The sequence below is a fragment of the Micromonospora sp. NBRC 110009 genome, from assembly GCF_030518795.1.
Taxonomy (GTDB): Bacteria; Actinomycetota; Actinomycetes; order Mycobacteriales; family Micromonosporaceae; genus Micromonospora.
This window is the reverse complement of record NZ_CP130427.1, coordinates 5508830-5528305: the sequence shown is the minus strand read 5'-3', so window position 1 is coordinate 5528305 and position 19476 is coordinate 5508830. Positions and strand designations below refer to the sequence as shown.

Annotated in this window: 17 protein-coding genes; 15 read left to right on the top strand and 2 right to left on the bottom strand. The window is 71.6% G+C overall.

The window, feature by feature from the left end:
• Window positions 1-328: 328 nt before the first annotated feature.
• Complete coding sequence (locus tag Q2K19_RS26085) at window positions 329-1168, top strand: replication-relaxation family protein (protein WP_302772747.1); 840 nt, start codon at window positions 329-331, stop codon at window positions 1166-1168.
• A 13-nt stretch (window positions 1169-1181) separates the two neighbouring features.
• Here Q2K19_RS26085 and Q2K19_RS26080 read toward each other — a convergent pair whose 3' ends face one another.
• Window positions 1182-1694 carry a hypothetical protein gene (locus Q2K19_RS26080; RefSeq protein ID WP_302764616.1) on the bottom strand — a complete coding sequence of 171 codons (513 nt, stop codon included), beginning with the start codon at window positions 1692-1694 and terminating at the stop codon, window positions 1182-1184.
• A gap of 104 nt (window positions 1695-1798) precedes the next feature.
• Between Q2K19_RS26080 and Q2K19_RS26075 the strand changes: the two genes are divergently transcribed.
• The 4 genes from Q2K19_RS26075 (at window position 1799) to Q2K19_RS26060 (ending at window position 9145) form a co-directional block, all read left to right on the top strand.
• On the top strand, window positions 1799-5614 hold the full coding sequence (locus tag Q2K19_RS26075; RefSeq protein WP_302764614.1) for a GTPase: 3816 nt from the start codon (window positions 1799-1801) through the stop codon (window positions 5612-5614).
• The gene (locus Q2K19_RS26070; protein WP_302764612.1) at window positions 5607-7202 is read left to right on the top strand and encodes a GTPase domain-containing protein; all 1596 of its coding nucleotides are present in this window, start codon (window positions 5607-5609) and stop codon (window positions 7200-7202) included. The genes Q2K19_RS26075 and Q2K19_RS26070 overlap by 8 nt, the downstream gene beginning before the upstream one ends.
• 157 nt (window positions 7203-7359) lie before the next feature.
• The gene (locus tag Q2K19_RS26065) at window positions 7360-7728 is read left to right on the top strand and encodes a hypothetical protein (RefSeq protein ID WP_302764610.1); all 369 of its coding nucleotides are present in this window, start codon (window positions 7360-7362) and stop codon (window positions 7726-7728) included.
• A gap of 595 nt (window positions 7729-8323) precedes the next feature.
• Window positions 8324-9145, top strand: coding sequence for a hypothetical protein (locus Q2K19_RS26060; RefSeq protein WP_302764609.1), 822 nt, complete (start codon window positions 8324-8326; stop codon window positions 9143-9145).
• Between the two features lie 548 nt (window positions 9146-9693).
• Here the strand turns inward: Q2K19_RS26060 and Q2K19_RS26055 are convergent.
• The gene (locus Q2K19_RS26055) at window positions 9694-10053 is read right to left on the bottom strand and encodes a hypothetical protein (protein WP_302764608.1); all 360 of its coding nucleotides are present in this window, start codon (window positions 10051-10053) and stop codon (window positions 9694-9696) included.
• A gap of 366 nt (window positions 10054-10419) precedes the next feature.
• Between Q2K19_RS26055 and Q2K19_RS26050 the strand changes: the two genes are divergently transcribed.
• From Q2K19_RS26050 to Q2K19_RS26005, 10 genes are all read left to right on the top strand, one after another.
• Window positions 10420-11217, top strand: a complete 798-nt coding sequence (locus Q2K19_RS26050; protein ID WP_302764607.1) for a MarR family winged helix-turn-helix transcriptional regulator — start codon at window positions 10420-10422, stop codon at window positions 11215-11217.
• 89 nt (window positions 11218-11306) lie between these two features.
• Entirely contained in the window at window positions 11307-11945 is a 639-nt protein-coding gene (locus tag Q2K19_RS26045; protein ID WP_302764606.1) for a GGDEF domain-containing protein, read from the top strand.
• A gap of 215 nt (window positions 11946-12160) precedes the next feature.
• Complete coding sequence (locus Q2K19_RS26040; RefSeq protein ID WP_302764604.1) at window positions 12161-12745, top strand: hypothetical protein; 585 nt, start codon at window positions 12161-12163, stop codon at window positions 12743-12745.
• The gene (locus Q2K19_RS26035) at window positions 12742-13005 is read left to right on the top strand and encodes a hypothetical protein (protein ID WP_302764601.1); all 264 of its coding nucleotides are present in this window, start codon (window positions 12742-12744) and stop codon (window positions 13003-13005) included. Before Q2K19_RS26040 ends, Q2K19_RS26035 begins: the two co-directional genes overlap by 4 nt.
• 195 nt (window positions 13006-13200) lie before the next feature.
• On the top strand, window positions 13201-13719 hold the full coding sequence (locus tag Q2K19_RS26030; protein ID WP_302764598.1) for a hypothetical protein: 519 nt from the start codon (window positions 13201-13203) through the stop codon (window positions 13717-13719).
• The gene (locus Q2K19_RS26025; RefSeq protein WP_302764596.1) at window positions 13716-14807 is read left to right on the top strand and encodes a C40 family peptidase; all 1092 of its coding nucleotides are present in this window, start codon (window positions 13716-13718) and stop codon (window positions 14805-14807) included. The genes Q2K19_RS26030 and Q2K19_RS26025 overlap by 4 nt, the downstream gene beginning before the upstream one ends.
• Window positions 14808-14906: 99 nt before the next feature.
• Window positions 14907-16001, top strand: coding sequence for a DUF4314 domain-containing protein (locus tag Q2K19_RS26020; RefSeq protein WP_302764594.1), 1095 nt, complete (start codon window positions 14907-14909; stop codon window positions 15999-16001).
• Between the two features lie 41 nt (window positions 16002-16042).
• Window positions 16043-16345 (top strand): hypothetical protein, encoded by a 303-nt coding sequence (locus Q2K19_RS26015; protein WP_302764591.1) that lies wholly within the window; start codon window positions 16043-16045, stop codon window positions 16343-16345.
• A 253-nt stretch (window positions 16346-16598) separates the two neighbouring features.
• Window positions 16599-17723, top strand: a complete 1125-nt coding sequence (locus tag Q2K19_RS26010; RefSeq protein ID WP_302764588.1) for an AAA family ATPase — start codon at window positions 16599-16601, stop codon at window positions 17721-17723.
• A gap of 1177 nt (window positions 17724-18900) precedes the next feature.
• Entirely contained in the window at window positions 18901-19338 is a 438-nt protein-coding gene (locus tag Q2K19_RS26005) for a vWA domain-containing protein (protein ID WP_302764586.1), read from the top strand.
• The last annotated feature ends 138 nt before the right edge of the window (window positions 19339-19476 follow it).

Here is a 19476-nt window from a genome sequence, read left to right as displayed (position 1 = left end):
TGGCCGGGCTGACGAAGGTTCCTTGGGCGTCTGTCAGGCGCCTGGTGGGGTTTCCGTCGCCCCTTCCGCAGACGCTTCCTCCGCCCTTCACCGCCAAGGGCTGACTGCCGCTGACCGACCAGCGCGGGCAGGCCTGTCAGTGCAGCACACGGCGGCGCAGCGGCACGGTCACCACCACCCCTGATTTCAGACACCCCTCCAACGGAGGGGATCCACTTCCTCCCTGAAGGGATGTCCGCTCGTGTCTACCGATCGACCTGTCTTCCATCCTCGGTCATCCAACCCCCGGCTCCTCGCCTCGCGCAGCAACACCAGCCGCCGCTCCCGTCTGGAGCACCTACGTCGGCTCACGCTGCGCGACCGTCAGCTCCTCGCCTGGCTCGCCGAGCACTATGTGCTCTCGGCCGACCAGATCACCGAGGCGGCGTTCACCTCCCGCCGTTCCGCCCGGCTGCGGCTGGCCACCCTGCACGGCATCGAGGCTGTCAGCCGCTTCGTCGACATCACCACCGGCGACGGGCAGTACCTCTACGCCCTCGGCCCCCTCGGCATGCTGGTGCACCCCACCGCCTACAACGACCCGGATCGGCCCGACGCCCGACCGCCGCGCAGCAGCATCGAGCGCACCGAACGCATCGTCGGCAGTTGTCGACTCGCCCACCTGCTCGGCACCAATCAACTGTTCGTCGACCTCCTCGCTCACGCGCGCTGCCATCCAGACGTGCGCCTGGCGAGGTGGTGGTCCGAGCAGCACGCGACCGCCGCCTATGCCGTCGCCGGCATCCGGCCCGACGGGCACGGCATGTGGTGCGTCGGGGACCAGCAGGTGGGGTTCTTCTTGGAGCACGACAACGGCACCGAGCAGCTCGCCGTCGTGCTGCGCAAGCTGCGCGGCTACGAGCGCCTCACCCAGTTCGGGCCTCGCTACCCGGTCCTGCTGCGCGTGCGCAGCCGACGCCGCGAGGCCAACCTCCTACGCGCGCTCGCCGGTGTGCCCACCGCCATGCCCGTCGCCACCGGCATCCACGACGAGCATCCCGCCGGGCCGGCCTGGACGCTGACCACCGAGCCCGGGCTGCGCCGCTGGCTACACGAGCTGCCCAGCGACCACGGCCCCGACAACCCCGCCACGAACCCGCACCGCTTCATCCACCCTGACGACGACTAGCCAGCTGCCGCAGTCAGCCCTGCTGGCGCGGGTCACTGCTCGACAGCGCCTGCAGCCACGGGTCGTCTGGCCCACTCGACAGGTGCTGCACGTAGCCAGGGCCGAGGATGAGGTAGTCGATGAACCCAGCGACGTCGTCCGCCAGCTTCGCGAAACTGGCCAGCTCAGCGTCGGTGTACCAGACGACGTTCAGGTTGGAGAACCACCACACCTCCCCGGTGGCTCGCTCCACCAGAACGGGATTCTCCAGCACGTCCGCGACCGCGCACCACCGTGCAGCACCGCCCGGCAAGTCGTCGGCCACCCACGGCGTCTGCCGCACCGAGGCTGCTGACCACAGCCGGATGTCGCCGGCGCTGCCACATACAGCCCCGTCGGCAAGGCGCAAGAACTCGGCGTAGCCGGGGGCGATGTCGTCGAGTGGCTCGTCTGGCGAGATCGGTGGTGGCAGCTCCAGCGGCCCGTACGGCGGTGCAAGACGCCCCAGAACCACGGCGATCCGACGGACCGAGTCGGGCAAGGGCATGGGCCTCATTCTCCAGTGCGCTGTCGCTCCCCCGACAGACCGGCCTTGAACTCAGCTTCACGCTGGACAAGATCGCCACGCATCCCGTAGACAACTTCTCGGTATTGGGCGCCGGCAAGTTGACGGTGCATTCGAGCCGTGACCCGTCAGGCAGCGAAAGTGATGATGAGTTGACGACAGAGGTGCGGTCATTCGAGGAGGCCGTTCGGTCGGCCGTCGAGCAGGGACGCGCGGAACTGGTGCACCTGGACGACATCACGGACGGCTTGGTCGCCGCCTTCACCCAAGGGCAGGGCCCGGGCTCGATCGCTCGGCTAAGAGACTTCGTCCAGGGGTTTCCGGCGGAGCTGCGGCGTCACCTCGACCGTGAGCGGGAGTCGCTCGGCACGTTCAACATCGCGTTCTTCGGGCGGACCGGCGCCGGGAAGAGCACCCTGCTGTCGGTGTTCGGCCGGCTCGACGGGGCGTACGTCTCACCCGGTGACAACGATTTCACCACCGAAGTGCGCCATGTCGCGTGGCGGGACTGCCGGCTGTTCGACACACCCGGGATCAACGGCTGGGGCGCCTCCGAGAGTCGTGATGTCCTCGAAGCCCGGGCCCGCGCGGCGGTTGAGATCGCCGACATTGTGCTCCTGTGCTTCGACAGCCAGTCCCAGCAGGCGATGGAGTTCGAGAAGATCGCCGCCTGGGTCCTCGACCGGGGAAAGCCGGTGGTGGCCGTCCTCAACTCCCGCAACCGGCGCTGGCATCACCCGGCGGTGGTCCGGGAGTCCGGCCGCCGGCATCTGTCCGAGACGGTTCGCCAGCACGCCGACAACATCCGGACCCAGCTCGCCCAGATCGGGTTGTTCGACGTCCCGGTCGTCGCGATCCAGAGCCAGCGGGCCCTGTACGCGCGCGCCGCGACCCCGTTCCGCGGTCCATTCCCGGAGGACTTCCACAACGAACGGGAGCGTTTCGGCACGGACTACCTCGACCGCTGGTCGAACTTCCCCGAGCTGGAGCGCCTTATCACCGCCTCGATCGCGGAGGGCGGCGCAGATCTGCGGCTGACCGCGCTGCGCGAGGACATCCGGTCACGGTGCCGCCGCGGGATCGGCCAGCTCGAAAACCTGGCGGCCGAGCTCGAGCGGGAGGCGGAGTCCCTGGAGCGCCGGGTCGAGTCGCTGTTCGCCGTGCTGGGCTATCCGGAGGACGCCGAACGTGCCCAGTGGCTGCACGACGCGGCGCTCAGCGGAGATCTGGTCGATCTGTCCGAGCAGGCGCGGGGCGGCCCGTACACCTCGCCGCCCAAGGGGTCGCTGGACCGTTTCGTCCGGCATCTCGCCGCGTCGCACCTGTCGGGCTGCCACCGGCAGGCGAAGGTCAACGTAGACGACGCGATCCAGCGGGCCTTCGCCGAGCGCAAGGCGTTCGGCGAGCCGGAGTTCCGGGCAGCCACGTACGACGAAGGAGCCATGGCCACCGCGGCGCAGGCCGTGTGGGCGGACCGTCAGGTGTTCCTGCAGCGTGAGCTGGAGATCGCGGTGGACGACGAGTCCGCCGCGAGCGGGCCGGCCGCAGTGCACGCCGCGACGATCGCCGGCGACAAGGGCGGCAGCGTGGCGGGTGACGCCGCCCAGGGCACGAGCATCGCGGTGGGTCTCGGCGCCCTTGCGCTGCCACTCATCTGGAACCCCGCGGGATGGGTGCTCGCCACCACGGTCGCCGGCATCGGCATCGTCACGCAGGTCGGGAAGCACTTCGGTAAGAAGGCGAGCGAGCAGGGGGCGGAGCAGACCCGGAAGGCGAAGGCCGACGCCATCGCCGAAGGTCATCGGGCGGTGGACCGGACGTTCGTCGCCTACGAGGACGCGCTCGTCCAGGACAGCCGCAGAGCCGCGTGGACGTCGCTGGGGCCCGCGGTCGGCGAGTCGCTGAGCGCCGCGATCGAGCGTCGGATGGCGCGCGCCCGGATCACGCGGCTGCTCGACAGCCTGCGGACCTACGCCGACGCGGTCCGGCCCACGCCGGCGGTGACCGACGTCCTGCGGCGGGCACAGCGCCGGATGGGGGAAACCCCGGCCGAGGTGACCCGGGCGTTGCTGGGCGAGGACTGGCTGGAGTCCGGCGTCGACCACCAGCCGGTGCAGATCGGCGAGGCGGTGCGCGAGGCGTACGCGAGTCGCCAGGAGGCGGACCGCACGCGGCTGGCACACGCCGTGACCGAGGCGTGGCGGTCACCGACGCCGGCGCAGATCTACTCCTGGCGTCACGACCTGGAGGACGCGGCCCGGCGTGACCCGGCGCTGGCCGACGTCGTTCGAGCCTTCTGGCGCGTCCGCGGGGCGCGGCCGGTCTTCGCCGTGCTGGGTGACTACAACTCGGGTAAGTCGTCGCTGGTCCACCGGATCATGGTGGACCGTGGCCTGCGGCCGGACACCGCGTTCGACACCCGCGCGCTGCCGGCGACAACGGCCGCGAGCCGCTACCGGTTCCCCGGGTTCGATCTCGTGGACACGCCCGGCCTGCAGAGCGGACACGACGAGCACGACGCCACCGCGCTCGAGGCGATCACCGAGGCCGCTCTCGTGCTCGTCGTCGTCCACGTCAACCTGCTGGTCGGCAACACCTCGATGCTGGAGGAGCTCCTGCGCGGTACGGAGATGACCGCCGCCAAGGGCGGGCGGACGGTGTTTCTCATCAACCGGTGCGACGAGCTGGGCGCCGATCCGCTGACCGCACCCGATGATTTCCTCCGTCTGCAGAACCGCAAACGCGAGGAGCTGCGCGCGGCCCTCGCCGCGCGTTGCGCCGACGTGGAGCTCGACCGGATCCACTGCCTGTCCGGGGATCCGTTCGGCCTGGTCGGTGGGGCGGCAACGGCGCAGCCCGTGGACTTCGACGAGCATCGGCTGTGGGACGGCGTGGCCGCACTGACGAGCGCCCTGTCCGGCCTCTCCGACGAGCGGCTGGCCGATGCGGCGTCCTCGGCCGCCCTCGACGCGGCGGTTACCGCCCTCAAGCGTCACCGGCACACGCTGCACCAGATGCTGGCCGAAGGCGAGAAGGCACTGAGCCACCTGGAACCGCTGATCGCCAGTCTCCGGGACGCGTTGCGCGACGCCATGATTGTCGAGAGCTCACTGCGCGAGGACGCCCGCCGCATGGTGGACCGCCACGCGGTGCCGGCGAAATCCGCGGTCGCGGACCTCGACCGCAAGGACGCCCAGAAGCTGACGAGCCTCGTCGAGTCCTGGTGGAAGACACCGCAGTTCGAGGCTGATCTTGAACGCTACCGCGACGACGCGGCACGCCGGTTGGCCGAGTGGCATGGCGATCACCTCCCGACGATCGGGCGCGAGATACGCGCTGCCGAACTCCAGGTGGCGCCCGAGCTCGCGGCAGAGTTCCAGGCCCAGGGAACCGGCTGGTACGAGGAGGTCGTCGCGGGCGCCGGCAGCGTCGCAGGAGCCGTAGCGCCGCTCGCGAAAGCCCTCGGAAACCGGGACGCGTTCTACACGGTCCTGAAGCAATTCAACTACAAGTTCAAACCGTGGGGCGCGGTCAAGGGCGGCGCCAACGTCGCCCGGGCCGGGCTCGTCCTCGGGGCCATCGCCGCCGCCATGGACATCGCGGAGATGGCCACCGACGCCCAGAAGGCCGGCCAGCACAGGGAGCAGCAGGAATCGGCGTGGCAGAAGATCGACGAGACGGCCGCGCGGACCGTCGATCTGATCATGCGCGATGAGCAGTGGGGAGGCCACGTCGCCTACCTCGAGCAGCGGACCAGGGACCTCGAAGCGCTGCTCGACGAACACCTCGCCCGGGAATCGTCGATCGTCGAGCGGATGGACTCGGCGAAGGTACAGGCCGAGGCGGCCGATGCGCTAATCGTGGCCGCGGAAGAAATGGAAGGAACGGATCACAGTGGTTGACATCGACGCGGTGCGCGACTGGCTGGGGCGGCTTCCCGGTGGATCGCCCGGGCGGTACGCCGACGACTGGGACGCCTTCCAGAAGCGGGACCAACCGGTCGTGACCCTCTTCGGGTCCTACGACACCGGCAAGAGCTCCCTGCTCCGCCGCTTGCTCGTCGACTCGGGCCGCGACGTTCCCGACTGGCTGACGATCAGCGCTCGCCACGAGACCTTCGAGGTCAACGAGGTCGAGTTGGGTACGTGCATCGTCCGCGACACCCCCGGATTCGACGTCGGCGCGTCAGGCGTCCGCGAACAGAACAGCTCCCTCGCGATGGCCGCGGTCGGGCTCACCGACGTCGGCATCGCGGTGCTGACCCCGCAGCTGGTGACCGCCGAACGTGACGTGCTCCGGAGGCTGTTCACGCAGGGCTGGCCGGCCGGGACGATGTGGTTCGTCATCTCCCGGTTCGACGAGGCCGCCGGGAACCCGGAGTACGACCTCCCGGGGTACCGGGAACTCGGTGACCGCAAGGTCCGCGAGTTGCGGGACCTGTTCGGCCTTGACGACCGGGTGCCGGTCTTCGTCGTCTCGCAGGACCCGTTCCAGACCGCCGGGCCGGTCACCGATCTCGGCCGCGACACCTGGGACGAGTTCCGGGACTGGGACGGCATGCAGGACCTCACGAACGCTTTCGGGGCGGTGTCCCCGTCAGCCCTGCCCGGGTGGCGGCATGCGGCCGGGCAACGGTACTGGTCAGCGGTGTTGGACGAGACCTTGTCCGTACTGCGCGGGCAACTGGCGGACTACGCGGAACAAGCCAGGGTGGCGGCCCACGGCGTCGATCGCCGCGACCAATGGGAGAGGCAGCTCGGCAACCTCGACCGGGCCGCTCAGGCCGGCCTCGAAGGTCTCGTCGACGAGGTGCTGCGGCGGTCGTGGGATTCCGGCTCCGCCGCCGACGAGCTGCAGCGCAAGGTCGGCGAGTGGTTCACCAGGCATGAGGGCCACCTAGACCGGTTGCGGCAGTCGATCCGCAAGGGCAAGGAGCGAGACCGCGCCCTCCCCACCTGGGCCGGCTTCGCTTCGCTGGTCGGGACACTCAAGTCCAAGGAGAACGCTGCCACCGTCCCGGGCGCGCCCGGTCAGATCTCGGAGCACACCAAGAACATCGGGGGCATGCTGCTCGGCGTGCTGAAGACCATGACCGCAGACGTCGGGGAGACTGCCGGCAAGGAGACCAAGACGCTAAAGATGGCCGAGAAGGTGAAGCCGTACGTCGGCACCGTCGAAGCCGCGCTCTCCCTCACCGTCTACCTGACGACGTTCGTCGACCAGTACCTCGCGAATCGCACGCGCCTGAACCAGGACAAGGCCGCGGCCGAGATGCGTCAACAGGTCATCGCCGACTGCACGCGGCTCGCCCGCGACACCTGGCAGCCGTTCGTCGACGACGTACACGACGAGATCATCGCCCAGACGAAAGACCAGGTCGACCTCGACGCGAGCCTGCGCCAGCTCGTCAGGCAACTGCAAGAAGCCATCGCGGAAGGCGAGGGTCTGGCTCGATCGGACGCAAGGCCGCTGCACCAGACAGGGGCATAGGCACGTGGGCTGCACCTATGCTGTTGGCGGTCCGACTACCCGCCCTCCTTGCTGGTCACGGCCTGTTCGTCACTCTCATCGCTGACCGTGATTGCCTGCCGCCGGCCGCCACATCGGGCATGCAGGGCACACCGCGGGCGGTCGCTAGCCTGGCGACATGAACCATGACCCGCGCTCGCTGGTCGGCTTCTTCGTCACTGAGGTTGGCGTCCGTCAGGCTTGGCCCTTCGTCACATTCACCAGCGACAGCGCGGCCATGGCGCCGACCGAGCTGCGGCTGTACATCGATACCATGTGTAAGGCACTCCCGCCCCCGCCTTCTGTCTTCAACCTGGCGGCGGAGGAGCCGGCGTCCGCGTTACCGGCCCTACTCGGAGTGCTGAACCTGACCGTCACAGCCGTCACCGTGGCGGACAACGCCGACCTGGTCCTCAGCTTTGATGGCGGCGTCACACTGCAGGTGTCGGGCACTCCGAGCGCCTGGACAACCCATGACGTGTGGTGGCTCGGCGACCTGCGCGCATAGTGCGGCGTGCCGCGCGTGCCCTTCCTGCTTCCACACCATCAGTTCCCAAGAGCGCGCTCAACTGGTCGTCATGCCCGAGACGCCTACTCGCGACGGTGGGCGTTGCTCTGGTACCCGCTGGTGACCGCTCGAACGCCTTGCTACTGGCCCATGATGGCCCAGGTTGGTGGCGCCCGGTCGGCGGCGTCCATCTGTCACCGCCGCCGGTCGCCTGTCAGACCCACCTGACCTGACAGGCATCCGGCAACCCTGGCGGCGCGGCCGGGACACGGGCTGACATCGCAGCTCAGCACCGCTTCCGCCAGGACGGGGGCGACGGGCGCTGACAGATCGGGCCGCTACCGTCTCGGCCAACATCACCCCACATTTCGCAGCATCCCGGTCCGGTCCCATCTCAGGGATCCCCGCCGCACCCCTGCGGTGTGCGATGCCCACCCGCTTCGGCCGGTCGGCACACATCCCGCGCGGCGGCCCTTCGAGGTCGACCAGCCACTCGCACCACTGCATCTTTCCGTTCGCCTGAAGCCGACCCGCGCGCCCCGTGGGCCGGTCATCCCTGCGCTCCGCGCGCAAGGCCATCGAAGGAGGATCACGCATGTCCCCTGTCAACGGCACTCCGCTGACCCGACACGGCAGCCGGGTGCCTGCCGTCCCCGCACGACCGGCCGCCGCGAAGGCCGCTCCGCCGTCAGGGCCGCGTCCGGCCGCCATCCGGGCGGCCGCCACCGCGTCGCGGCCGACCGTCACGCCGGCCCCGAGCATCGCCACGATGGTGATCTGTCTGCCCGAGGAGCTGCCCGCGGCGGCGCTCACGAGCCACCACCTCGACACACACTTCGGTGTGACCGGCACTTTCACGGCCCTGTTCTGGGCGGTGCCGCGGCTGCGGCTCTGGCAGCACCACCTCATGATCGGGCTGCGCAGGGGCCGCCCTGCGCCATGCGTGGGCGGACCGGTGCGGCTGCTCGACCTGGCCGGCATGCGCCAGGCCGCGGCCGTGGGCGCCGGCATCCGCCACCAGGTCTGGCAGCGGGTCGTGCATGGCACCAGAGCGGCCACCCCATGGCCGATGTTCGAAACCCGCCACCTCACCGACCCCGACCGCTACCCCCTCGAGTCCGCGGTCGCGGACTTCCACGCCCAGCCCCGCGTACAGGCCATGCGTCTGCACGCCGCCGCACTCGGTCCCGGGCAACCCTCCGTCGGGGAGCTGGAGATGTACCAGGCAGGCGAAGTCGCCTACCAGCACTACCGGGCCGCGAGCGCCGTCGCCGGCGATGCGATGCTCACCGCCGACGGTCGCAAGATCGCCCCGGCCAGCGATGCCCTCGCTCACCGCATCACCTACCTGGAGCAGGCCCTGGCCCACCTTGATTCCCTCGGCCCAAATCAGCGGCTGCTCGCCGTCGCTCTCTAGTACGAGACAGGCCGCCGACCTCACTGTCACCTCAGGGCCCGCCGCCCATTGTCTGACGCTGCCGCTGCCGGCCACGTCGGCTCTCGAGCTGCGGACCGATGCCGCTTTCCCGGGCCGGCTGAGTCCAACCGATCTCGCTCACCTCTGGCCTGCCTCCACCCCGGCCGGGCGCTTCATCCGCCGCCAGGGGCGGTGGCCGCGCGCCGGCCGGCGGGCCGCGGGCAGGCGGAGCGCGGCATCGCCAGCGCCCCGGGCCCGGGGCCCTTCTCTGAGCCGAGGCCGGCGACAGGCCGCTGTTTCCACTTCCACCTGCCAATCGAGAGCCGCTTCGTCACGACACACCGACTGTGCACCGTTTTTGTTGGCTGCCTCTATCGCGTGCTCGTGCGCCCTCTTGGCGATCTTGATCCGCTCGCCTCCGGTCGTGACGTCCGCGTGGTGGTTGAGGTAGGCGCGGATGTCCCACACGTCTGCGGCGGCGCGATCGACGTGGCGGGCGAAGGCGGCCAGCGCTTCCCGGCTCGACCGACAGTGTCATCTGCGCCGCGCTAGTCGGTGAGGAACATGCCGGTCACGCCCACCACAGCCAGGACGACGGCGGCGGCGAGCACGTAGAGCCGCGGGCGCGATTCCCGGACGAAGTAGGTGGCCAGGCCGAACGCGCCGCTGAGGATCGACACGGCGTACCACGGGATGCTCGTCGGTGTGGCCTGGCCGATGAACAGCATCCAGGTGGCGACGACCGCGACGAAGATGGTGGCGTAGGCGATCGTCTGCCGCAGGTTCCGGTAGGCGGTGTGCTGCAACCGGCCCACCGACTCCCGGTAGTCCTGCGCAGCCGCAGCCCGTCCCTCGTCGCTGACCTGCCGCCGCTTGTTGCGGCTTCCAGAGCCCCGGCCCCCACTCATGCGGCAGAAGGTACCAACGACCGTCACGCCGCCGCTGCTCTAAGTAATGCCGTCCGGTCATTGCGACCACGAGCCACCAGGCGACTCACGAACGCTGCGCCGGTGCGGCTCGACGACAGCCCGCGCGGACCGCGAGCGCCATGCGCGCAAGGAACCGTCGTCGCCTCCCGCCGGCTGGCGGCCTCGGCGCCTTCCACCGCCAGCGCCTCGCTTTTCGCCGGATCCGGCCACACGACGTCCGGCTGAGCCGAATCAGGCCCCTGGCCTGTCCCGAGATGCGGTCCATGCACTTGATCACCGCCGCCTTCGAAGCGTGGATCAGTGCGCGGACCTCGACCCGAATCGAACGATGAAAGGACAACCGGCATGACCGACACGCACACGGAAAGCCCTCCCGCGCATAGCGCGTTCAAGGTCCTCGCGGCGCTGGCCGAACTCGGCCAGGCCACCGCCGCCGAAGTCGCCGAGCACACCGGACTGGCCTACTCCACCACCACTCCGAAGCTGCGCGCCTGGGAAAGCTCCGGGCAGGCCGAGCGGTTTCGCACCGGCGACGGCCGCACCCTGTGGCGGCTCACCGACGCCGGCCGCGCCGCCACCGCCACCACCGTTACCCCGCAGCCAGCGGCGGCCGACGCACCCGCACCGGCCGCCGACCCCGAGGTTGCCCAGCTTGACGCCGCCGAGGCGCAGCTCCAGCCCGGTGACGCCGACCCGTCGACCGCAGCCGACACCACCGGCTCGCCCGACAGCTCTCCTGCCTCCCAGCAGGAGCCCGAGCCGGAAGCACGGGACGGCGGGGAGTCCACCGCTGGCGACGTTGCGGACAAGGCAACCGACCCGGCGTGCCAGACGCCGGCAGGCAGTCACGACAGCGGCGACGGCGGGCCGCGCGGCGAGGACCGTTCGGCGGCGGCGCGCCGTAGGGGCGGGTCCTTGCGCGGGGCGGTCCTGGACATTCTCGAAGCGCATCCCGACCGGGCCTACAGGACCGGCGAGCTGTGCAAGCTCGTCGACGCCGCGAACGCCGGCACGGGCGCGGCCAAGGCCAGCGCAGGTGCGGTCGCCAACGCGGCCATCAAGCTCGTCGCCTCCGGCAAGGCCGTGCAGACCGTCGAGCGCCCCGCCACTTTCCAGCTCGCCCCCGCCAACGGCGGCGAGTAGTCCACCGGTCCGGCAGCCCGAGGGCGGGCGTCGAAGTTGGCGCCTCACGCCCGCCCCCGGTGCTCCTTAACCCATAAGGAGCGTCCCGAGTGTCTCCCACCCTGAACACGATCGCTACCGCCACCGGCGGCATCCTCGCCGGCCTCGCCTTCGCCGGAGCCCTGCTCTGGCGGCAGCAGCAAGCCCTGCAGACGGCCCGCTACCAGGCCACCCACGACGACATCACCGGCCTGCCCAACCGGCGGCTGTTCCTCACCCACCTTCGTGCCGCGCTCGCCGACCGCACGCCGGTCGGCGTGGTGCTGCTCGACCTGGACCGGTTCAAGACCGTCAACGACACCCTCGGCCACGACGCCGGCAACGACCTGCTCGAACGGATCGCACGACTCCTGGCCAGCCTGCCCGCACCGGTGCAGATCGCGGCTCGGCTCTCCGGCGACGAGTTCGCCCTGCTCGTGTCCGGCGACCGGGACGACACCGCCGCCGCGGCCCACACCGCCTGGCAGGTCATCGCCGCCGCCCCGATCCGCGTGGTCAACGGCAACCTCCGGATGGCCGCCTCGGTCGGCCACACCCACAGCGATAACCGGCACATCAGCCCCCGACAGCTGCTCGCCGAAGCCGACACCGCCATGTACCAGGCCAAGCGCTCCGGCAGCGGAGTGTGCGAGCACCACCCCCGCGCCGCTGCAGCTGGGCGGCGCAGCCGCGACCGCCACTACCGCTGACCAGCGGGCGCCCGGCCTGCACATCGCCGGCAGAAGTCGGCACCGGCCGCCACGCCCAGCGATGCCGGACCCCGCGGTCGGCCGCCCCGGGGCTGCGCGGGCCGCGCGGCCCACCGATCCCCCGCCCACCAGTGGGCCCGTTCCTGATGCCGAGGACCCCGCAGCCGCCGGCTGCGGGGTCCTCCCCTTTCCTGCTCGATGACAAGGAGACCCCTGTGTTGTCCTTCGCCGCTGTACACACCCTCGCCGGATGCCTGCTGGCCGTCGACGCCGACGCCGACGCGCTGGACTGGGGCCGGCCCGTGACGCTGCTGCTCATCCACGACCGGCCCCTGATCACCGACGGGCCGACCCCGGTACGCCAGATGCGCAGCGTGGAGTTCCCGCTGCGCCGCGACGACCTGGCCACCGACCCGGCCGGGCTGCCCGCGCTGCTGCACCGCCTCGCCGCCAGCCTCGACGAGCCGGAGGCGGCCGCGCCCTACCGGGCCACCCTCGACACCATCGTGCGGCTGATCCGCGCGACGCAGCCCGACGTGCGGCTGCTGGCCTGGGCCGCCTGCTACGACGACATCCTCACCGTCCACGGCCAGCCGAGGCAGGTCCGCCGCATCGACGCGGTCGACACCGACGGCCGCGTCTACCAACTCACCCACCACCTGGGTGAGGACCACCCGGCGCTGGTCGTCGACGACACCCCCGACCCGGACGACACCCCCGCCACCCAGCCCGGACTGGCCGCGCTGGTGGCCGCCACCGCCCGCCACCCCCACTGGAGCACGGCGGGAGGCACGGCATGACCGGGCAGCCGCCGCCTGACACCGACCCCGACGAGCCGATCTTCACCGTGTGCGGGCCCGATGGTGCGTCCATCCGCTGCCGCGTTTGCGGCGCGGTCGACCAGATCGTCTCCGACGAGGTGCCGTCCATGGCCGGCTACGGCGAGGACACCTACACCCGGTGCACCCGCTGCGGATCCGTCGAGACCACCGACCCGATCTTCGGCTGGCGCCCCCGGCCCGCCACCTGGCCGCCCCGCCCTGACCACGACGAGCCCTGACCGGTAGGGCGCATCAGCTCCACCCGTCCCAGATGGACGGCATGGCCATACCGGCGGCATCGCCAGGCGCGAGCAGTTCCCGCGCCAGCCGTGGCAGGCCTACCGGGCCTCCCCCATCACCCGAATGCGCCCGCCCGCCGCAAGGCGGGCGGGCGCACCTATTTCATTCGCCTCTCGCTGAAGGAGTCCTGTCCCGTGAGCAGCCACTGCTACGTCGGCATCACCGAACCCGACCAGCCGCGCCTGGCGCACGCCCGCTTCGTGCTCTGCGACGGCCACCCGAGCGCCATCCTGCCCAGCCTGGCCGCGACCTGGGCCCGGCATGCCCACTACGACACTCGCGCGTTGGTCACCGCGGTCCTCGCCTGCGACTGGGAGTACCTCGACCCGGACATGACCGCCGCCACCCGCTCGGCGGTCGCCGGCCAGCTCCCGGTGCCGGGCGTCGGGATGACCCTGGCCTCCACCTGCGCCGATGGGGCGGTGGATGTGCTGGAACCGGTCACCGTGTTCCCGTTGAGTCACTCGCGGCACCTCGACGTCGAATGGATCTACCTGCTCGACCCGGACACCGCCACTGTCGCCGTGCACACCGACGACGGCAGCCTCATCGCCCGGTACCCCCTGTCGGGGTGCCTGCCCCGGCCCGCCGCCGCGAACCGCTGCATGGGAGAGCTTCGCCGCACGGCAGCGGCGGCGGGAGTGCCGCGGTGAGCGCCCGCGCCCTCGCCACCCTCGCGGCCGCGGTTGTCGCGGTGGTGGTCCTGTGCGCGGGCGGGGTCGGCGCGTTGTTCACCGGCGGCGGCACCGCCGCGGCTGCCTGCTACGGCGCCGTCGGCGCCGGGTCCACCATCGCCGTGTCTCCGCCCGCGGCCGGTGCCGCTGGGTGGAACAGCGACCAGGTGGCCAACGCCGCCGTGATCGTCGCCGTCGGCGCGGACCTGAAGGTTCCGCCTCGCGGCTGGGTCGTCGCCCTGGCCACCGCCATGCAGGAGTCGACCCTGCGCAACCTGCCCGGCGGGGACCGCGACTCGGTCGGGTTGTTCCAGCAGCGCCCGTCGCAAGGCTGGGGCACCCCTGCCCAACTGCGGGATCCGCGCTACGCGGCCGGGAGGTTCTATCAGGCGCTGCTGGCCGTGGACGGCTGGCAGGCCATGGCCCTGACCGATGCCGCCCAGGCGGTGCAGCGATCCGCCTACCCCGGCGCCTACGCCCGCTGGGAGGACGACGCGATCGCGCTTGTCCGCGTCCTGACCGGCGGCACTCCCGCCGGGCCTGTCGCCGCCGATCTGGAACAGGCCATGAGCAACCCGTTGTGCCTGTTCGACGGCGGCGACGGCCAACCCGGCAGCGAGCAGGTGCCGCTACCGGCCGGTTTCGCGCTGCCGCCGGGCACCCCGGGACAGGTGGTGACGGCGGTCGGCTGGGCCCTGGCCCAGCTCGGCACCCCCTACACCTTCGGCGGGGACTGCACCGCACCCCACTCTGGTGTGCCCGCCCGCCAGTGCGACTGCTCGTCGCTGGTGCAGCAGGCGTATCGGGTGGCCGGTGTTGGCCTGCCGCGGACCACGAGCGAGCAGGTCGACGCGGGCCAGCCTGTCACCGATTACCGGGACCTGCGGCCCGGGGACCTGCTGTTCATTCCCGGGAGCCGCGGCAGTGCAGCCCGCCCCGGCCACGTCGGCATGTACCTCGGTCAAGGACTGATCGTGCAGGCCCCGCACAGCGGCGACGTCGTCAACCTCACCCGCCTGTCCGGATGGGCCGCGCAGCTCGCCGCCGTGCGCCGCGTCGTGATCTGACCGCAGACCGTCCGCGACACCGCGGATCCCTCACTGGCGCAGCCGGGTGTTCCGGACCGCCACCACTTCTGACCTTCACGACACGGAGAGGACATCACCGTGAGCGCCATCAACAACAACGACGGCGAGGACGCTGTGAGCTACCAGCCGGGCGACCGGGTCGCGCTCGAGCACACCGGCGACCCGCACACCCGGCTGCGGCCGGGCGACGAGGGCACGGTGCGCCGCTACGACCCGTGCCATCAGGTGCTGGACGTGCGGTGGGACAGCGGCTCCCGGCTGGCGATGCTGCTCGGCGCGGGTGACCGGGTGCGTCGCCTTCCCGACGCCGGCTGGGAGCGGGTGCTCGAGGCGCTGCGCACGGCCGGGGCGGCCGCCGGGCGGGACGCCGCCGCATGGTGGGCGCAGGACACCATCGGCGGGCGCGCCACCGGCGACGTGGCGGGGGCCGCCCGGGAGATCCTCGCAGCCATCGAAGCGGGTCGGGAAATTGACGGGTTACCGGCCGCCGACCGGTACAGCCTGGCCGACGACGCCGACCGCTACGCCGAGCATGCCCCGCCTGGCGCGCCGGCATGGGAGCGGCTCACCGCGCAGCGGTGTGACCAGGCGCGGTGGGCGTGGGGCGACGGGTACGACGGCGCCGCCGAAGCCGAGGCGGCCCGGCAGTGCCGCGTGGTCCTGCACGCCGACGGCGACGACCGGGACCTGCGCCACGTGTACCCGGACCGGGTGCGGCTGGGCGGGCCGGGCGTGTTCGCCGGCGACTGGGCGTGGACACCCAACGAGCACGGGCAGCTGCGCATCCCGGTCGGGTTCGTCGGCACCCTGGTCGACACGTGGAACGGGTGGGCGGTGTTCACCTGCACCCGGGAGGTGGCCGAGGCGATCATCGCCGACCAGCACGATGCCCGCGACCGCTACCGGCAGCACCTCGCCGCCGACGGGATCACCGGTGAGCGCCAGGAGCAGATGGTCGACGAGTCCATGGCCCGCCTGCGCTTCGACGGCGACGTCATCGTGGCCGACGAGACCCGGGTGCACGACGACCCGGAGGCCGTCGACAGCATCACGCCCGACGCGGACGGCCGGTACACCGTGATGGGCCGCGCCTGGACCTGGATCGCGGTGCACCCCTACGACTGTGACCGCATCGCCGGCCACATTCCCCACCCGCCCGCACCCGAGGCCTAGCGCGGTCCGGCACCCACCCCGACATCCGAAAGGACCACGGCATGCTCGACAACGACGACGACGAGTTCGGCGACTACGCCCACGAGGAGATCCTTCAGGCACTCGTGGCACGCCTGCTCACCGGCGAGGACCTGGATCAGCTCTGCGACGAGGCCGACCTGCCTCAGCTCACTCACGATGACGGCACCCCGGTGACCATCACCTCCGCCCGCGTCTACCGCGACGCCGGTGTCATGACCCTCGACCGTGGCGTGTGGCTGGAGCTGTCCGACGGCAGCGTCTTCGGCTTGACCGTGACCATCGCCCGCCGCCCCCGCGACGAGGTCACCCTCCGCCGCAGGTAGGCCCTCGTCGCCGGATCGACTTGATCGATCCGGGTTTGGGTGCGTTCCTTGTCGTCGCCCACCGCCGGTGGCGGCGACACCACCACCCCGGCAGCCCTTCCGGAGCTGCCCTTTGAGCACCTCACGGAGTTGCTGCCCGGCCCCTGCCCGCGGGGGCCGTCCCAGTACCCGCTCGTCTCCGCCGCGCGGACACCGCACCACCTGCCCGCGCACCCGGAGATGGGTGCGCGGGCCCCTTGACAGGAGGACCCGCATGGACCCTGCAACCCCACCCGACCCGAGCGACACCACCCCGCCGCCAGCCGACGGACGCCGGCCCGGCTACCTCTACCGGCAGGTCGCCGCTCACCTCGCCGCGCACCCCGATCAGGTGTTCAAGGTCGGGGAACTCACCGCGGCGATCGGCGCCCCGTCCACCGGGGCGGTGTTTGAGGCGTTGAAGAAGATGGCCGCGGCCGGATACGCCACCCACACCACGGGCCCGCACCGGTTCCAGATCACGCAGGCAGGTGTCGACGCCGCCGGGACTTTGCCACCGCCCGCCCCGCGTACACCCCGCCAAGGACGTCGCGGGGCGGGTCGGCGGCAGCCGGTCACCCGCCCTAACGGGGACCTGTATTTCCCGCGAAAGCTCGCGGGGGCGACCGATGTGGACGTTCTGCGCCGGCTACGCGAAAAGCGTATACCGGTGCTGCTCTACGGCCCGCCCGGCACCGGCAAGACCGCCCTCGTCGAGGCCGCCTTCCCGGACCTGCTCACCGTCGCCGGCACCGGCGACACGGTGGTGGAGGACTTCCTCGGCAACTTCATCCCCCTCCCGGATGGCGGGTTCGAGTTCGTCTACGGGCCCCTCGTGACGGCTATGCGCGAGGGGCGGGCGTTGCTGGTCGACGACGCGACCCTCATTCCGCCGAAGGTCCTCGCGGTGCTCTACCCGGCCGTGGACGGTCGGCGGGTTATCACCATCCCCGGTTACCGCAACGAACGCGTCGACGCCGCCGACGGCTTTTACGTCATCGCCGGCCACAACCCGGGCGTGCACGGCGCGATCCTCACCGAAGCCCTCGCCTCCCGGTTCGACGTGCACATCGAGGTCACCACCGACTGGGACCTCGCCCGCCATCTCGGCGTCCCCTCCCCTGCGGTGGCCGCCGCCGTCGCCCTCAACGGTGACCTGGCCGCCGGGCGGGTCAGCTGGGCGCCGCAGCTACGCGAGCTGCTCGGCTTCGCCCGCGTCCGCAAAACCCTCGGCCTGCCCGCCGCAGCCGCCAATCTCGCCGGCCGCGCACCTGAGGAGGACCGGGAGCAGGTCCTCGCCGCACTGCGGCAGCACTTCGGCACCGAGATCACCCCGCTGACCCTCGGCAAGCAGCGCTAACCCCTGGAAGGAGTACTGATGCCTCAACCACATCACCTGCAGCCCGGCGCGACCCCGCCCGCTGGCGGCGACCCGGCTTGGCAGGAGTGGAGCGACGCCTGGACCCGGCACGTCCCGGTCCTGACCGGCCGCACCGACCTGACCGTCACCGTCGCCCCAGGCGCCGGCGGCGGCGCGCCCGCCTGCTTCTATCCCGCGGCCGGCCGCATCGAGGTCGACGCCGCCCACATCGGCGCACCCGACGTCGCGAACCCACGCCGCGCCGGCCACAAACGCCTCGTACCGACCGCCTACGGGCTGCTCGTTCACGAAGCCGCCCACGCCGTCCACAGCCAATGGTGCACCCCGCCCGGCACTCCGCCCGTCGTTGCCGCCGTCGCCGAACTGCTCGAGGAGTCCCGCATCGAAAACCGGCACCGCGCCCGCCGCCGGACCGACCGGCGTTGGCTGCGCCACACCGTCACCGCGCTGGTCAGCCCCGCCGACGCCCCCGTCGACGACCCGTGGCACGCAGGCCAACTCGCCGGGCTGCTGCTGGCCCGGGTCAACGCCCGCATCATCACCGCCAAAGACATCAAAGGGGTCCGCGCCGCCGTCACCGCCATCCTCGGCCGTAAACGGGTGCTGCAGCTGCGCGACGTGTGGCGGCAAGCCCACACCACGGACGACACCGACGCCGAGGCGATGATCGACCTGGGGTGGCGGTGGTGCCGGATCCTCGGCATCGACCCGCACCGCCAACCCGACACCCCCACCGTCGATGCGGGCGTGTTCGCCGGTGTGCTCGCCCAGGCACTGGCGGACTACCTCGCCCACACCGCGGGCCTCACCGGCGCGCAGTATCGGGCGCAGCAGATCACCGCCCGGTTCTCCGCGCCCACCACCTGGTCGCTGCGGGACCCCACCGACGGCGAACGCGCCGCCGCCCGCACCCTTGCCGCCCGACTACGGCGGGCCCGCACCCACCAGCCCGAGCCCGACAGCCGCCCCAGCGTCAGTCCGCCGGGGCGGCTGCGCACCCGCCACGCCATCACCGCGAAGGCGCAGATCGCCGCCGGTACCGTGCCGACGGCTACCCCGTGGCAGCGCCGCGCTCAGGTGCCGCCGCCGAAGCCGACGCTGCACCTCGGGGTCATCCGTCGACGCCTCTTTCTCCATGCACCCTTGGGCGGCGCCGATGTCGTCGGCCGGGTGGATGCTCGCCCACGCCGCCCGCGCCAATCAGGCGGTCACCGCCACCATCGCCTTCGGCAGCGACGCCACCCTGCTCGTCCCACCCCGCCAGCATCCCCAGCAGGTCCTCGAGCTGCGGGCGGACGGCGGCAGTACGGCGTTCACCGACGCGGTGAAACTCGCCGACGAGCTACTGCAGCTGCGCCAGCCCGGCCGGCTGCGGATGCTCACCGTCGTCTCCGACGGCGACCTGCCCGACATCGCACCCGCCCAACGGCTGATCACCACCCTGCACCGGGCCGGCTGCGCCGTGCTGTGGCTGCGCCCCGCCGACCTGCCCGGGCACACCTTCACCGACACCACCACCCTCACCGTGGCCGACCCCGTGCAGGCCATCGGGCACATCGCCGACGCCGCGGTCGCCGCCCTCGAGCGCGCCTGACACCTCACGGCAGCCGGACACACAGTCCAGGCCGAACCGCACCGCTCACAGGGCCGCGGGCGCCGCCACGCCTCACCGGCTGGCCAGCAGGCCCGCAGATGCCAGCCCCGCACCTTCATCGCCGTTTCCGGATACCGG